2 protein-coding genes are annotated in these 3487 nt (G+C 37.7%); both read right to left on the minus strand.

The genetic code is table 11. The annotated features are described in order from the left end of the window. Positions 1–67 precede the first annotated feature (67 nt). Positions 68–709: an HAD-IB family phosphatase gene (locus AFK68_RS05445; RefSeq protein WP_094671907.1), complete on the minus strand. Its 642-nt coding sequence runs from the start codon at positions 707–709 to the stop codon at positions 68–70. Positions 710–1383: 674 nt separating this feature from the next. After that, positions 1384–2466 (minus strand): RuBisCO large subunit C-terminal-like domain-containing protein (locus tag AFK68_RS05450; protein WP_143437554.1); only part of this gene is annotated, 1083 nt, incomplete at its 5' end. Positions 2467–3487: the final 1021 nt, after the last annotated feature.

Here is a 3487-nt window from a genome sequence, read left to right on the forward strand (position 1 = left end):
GTTATAAACCCTCTCCATTTATAGAGAAAATAAAAGGTAATTATTAATTGTTGAACAAACTCCTATATTACTGCCAAAGATTAGCTAAATATTGACGCACATCAAAAAAATTATCCCAAGATATATAAGACTTTTGCCTTTCATCTAAATACTTAGCTAGGCGATCGCGTGCAAAAACCAACGATGCTTCTAAACCCATATTCAAATCTGTGACTGAATCTCCTATTGCTATTTTTTCACTAGCATCATATAAATTCATCACCTGCACTTTTGCCATTAACTCTGTGTCTCCTTCAAAGTCAGAATGTACCTGCAAAAAATTACCTGTATTACTGACATCCACAGCATAAATAGCTTCTACTCTATTTACTAAATCTCCCAATACCGTCTCTACCATAATTCTAATTCCACCAGAAACCACGACAAACCTTACTCCTTCAGCGTCAAGAAAATCTAATAATTCTATTAACCCTGATCGTATTTTTTTTGTCTTAGAAAATTCAATTATTTCTGGATAACGTTCTGAAGGTATAGCTGACAACATTTGGCGCACACCTTCTCGTAGAGTTATTCGTAATTGATAAATTTCTGGCATAACTTGAGCTGAAACTTCTGGTGCAAAATGCTTCAACATTGCCACAAAAGTTTCCTCGGCAGTAATAGTACCATCAAAGTCACAGAAAACAACAGGTTTTGAGCTATCTAACATTTTTATTGTTTTATATCAAATATGTTTAATATCAAATCCGGATAATTACTTAGTTATATCAAATCCGGTAGCATCGGTATAATTAGATGGTTAATCTAGGAGTCAGGAGTCAGGAGTCAGGAGGGAAGAGAATTTAGAAAGATTTACACTTTTGCTGATTTTTCGCGAACCGTAGATGAAAATTTTTTTTATACCGAACCCGAGCGGATTTGATATTATTCCGTCATTGCGACTGTAACGGAGTGGAAGGTTTGCGCAGCATTCCGTAAGGAAAGCAATCTCAGGGGTATTAGACATTGCTTCTAATCATAGCAATAACAAACGACTTAATTGCCAAATTTTTTAAAATTTCCTTCCCTTCCAAGTAAAGTTATATCATGTCCGGTTGAATAGTTATAATTAGAGCTTCGTAGTGAAGCTCTAACCCTATCTTATAGTTCGACTTGAGAGCTTTACTACAAACAAACAACAATTTTTTTATCACTAATTATCCGGACATGATGTTAGACATTTTCTTGGCTATTAATATAGAATCTGGGGTTACACAATTAGAAGTGATGAAATGCGAAAGTAGATATTGTGGGATAATTCTTTCCTAAGTATATGTTTATAGTTATATAATTACTTCAATCTCCCCATCTCCCATCACCCCATCACCCCATCACCCCATCTCCTCACTCCAACCCCAAAGCTTGAAAAAACGCCTTTACCCCTGCCTCTCTACCATCAGGATAATCCATAATTCCCGTACCAGCATTCAAAATCACATCCTGACCATAATCTTTCAAAACTTGAGATACCACACCTGGTTTAATACCTGCCGAAGGTACAGGAAAAACATCTCGACTCCGAAGAATATCTCTAATTTTTGCTTCTTCAGTAGGGTCGAAACCGAGACTACCATAACTAGCAGGATACAAAACTGCATCCGTACCAGCATGAGCCATCAAAGTTCCCAAGACCACCGGATAAGCCATACCATAGTTAGGAGCAGCACTTATGGCTCCTGCTAAAGCTGGATGAGCAAAAATCGGAACATTAATTTCTGGGTCAGCAGCCAAACTTTCTAATACAGAAAAACCATAAGATAAGACATTTAGTAAAAGTGCATTTGCACCTTCGCGCACTAATAACTTTGCGGTATCCAGTGGATTAGAACATTTCCCCAATTTACTCGTAACATTAACAGCATATAATACAGTCCGACCCGTTTTTTTCTTAACTTCCTCCAACACCTGACGACAAGCATCAAGACGTTTAAGAGTAGGAGCTTCCTCAAGATTTCCCATAATTTCGTCATCTTTAATAATATCCAAACCAGCATAAGCAACTTCTCTTAAAATAGAAGCATAGTCTTCCGTCGATAACCCTAACGCTGGTTTAAAAATTCCCATCAGTGGCGGGCGATCCTTTACTCCCAAAATTTCCCGAATACCTTTAATACCAAATTTCGGACGCAACCCATAATTTTCTGGTAGACGCACCGCTAAGACTTTAGCAGTACCCGCCATGGAATATTTACCAAAAATCATAGTTAACAGACTGGGAATATCTCCTTCCACATTTGCTTCTGGAAAAGCAACAGTAACTACACTATCCCCTTCTGGGTTAGTCACACCCTTGACAACTTTCCCTAAATGTGAGTGCAAAAACTTTTCTCTATGGGCAAAATTTGCACCCCAAGTACCTGCTGTTTGTCCCACTGCAATAATTTGGCCTTGTTTTTCAGCATCTACCTCTGGTGGGAAAATGTAGTCNCCGCCATGGAATATTTACCAAAAATCATAGTTAACAGACTGGGAATATCTCCTTCCACATTTGCTTCTGGAAAAGCAACAGTAACTACACTATCCCCTTCTGGGTTAGTCACACCCTTGACAACTTTCCCTAAATGTGAGTGCAAAAACTTTTCTCTATGGGCAAAATTTGCACCCCAAGTACCTGCTGTTTGTCCCACTGCAATAATTTGGCCTTGTTTTTCAGCATCTACCTCTGGTGGGAAAATGTAGTCAACCTCAATAGTCATAAATTCCTCAGTTAAACTTCTATTAAATAATTTATAGGGCTTTGTTGCATGAAAGTATATAACTGCCGCACTTGCTCCGCATATGTACAATAATAATTTGTCGAAACTGCTGTAGCTATTGGACAATAGATGAATAGAACATCAATTTTAAAAATAAAAAGGCTGAAACTTTTGCAAATTAAAGCTTTGAGGTTTAATTTCTCAGCCCTAACTATTGGACAATAGATGAATAGAGAATCAATAATCGCGAAAGAGACCGATATATCTGCGGAATGGATGCTCTATCGCTACTTTCATGCAACAAAGTCAATTTATAGCACTACACAAATAGTGGGCAGATATTTATAAATACTCTCTCCCTACTCCCCTGCTCCCCTACTCCCTCTTTACTCTAAAATGTTGATGTAGGAAAAGGCTGAAACTTTTGCAAATTAAAGCTTTGAGGTTTAATTTCCCAGCCCTAACTATTGGACAATAGATGAATAGAACATCAATAATCGCGAAACAGAACGATATAGTTGCGGAATGGATGCTCTATCGCTACTTTCATGCAACAAAGCCAATTTATAGCACTACACAAATAGTGGGCAGATATTTATAAATACTCTCTCCCTACTCCCCTGCTCCCCTACTCCCTCTTTACTCTAAAATGTTGATGTAGGAAAAGGCTGAAACTTTTGCAAATTAAAGCTTTGAGGTTTAATTTCCCAGCCCTAACTATTGGACAATAGATGAATAGAACATCAATCATC

It is taken from the genome of Hydrocoleum sp. CS-953, assembly GCF_002260545.1.
GTDB lineage: Bacteria > Cyanobacteriota > Cyanobacteriia > Cyanobacteriales > Microcoleaceae > Trichodesmium.

Excerpts from the sequence above, each read along its gene's own strand:
- AFK68_RS05445 (WP_094671907.1), bottom strand. The coding sequence starts at position 709 with ATGTTAGATAGCTCAAAACCTGTTGTTTTCTGTGACTTTGATGGTACT.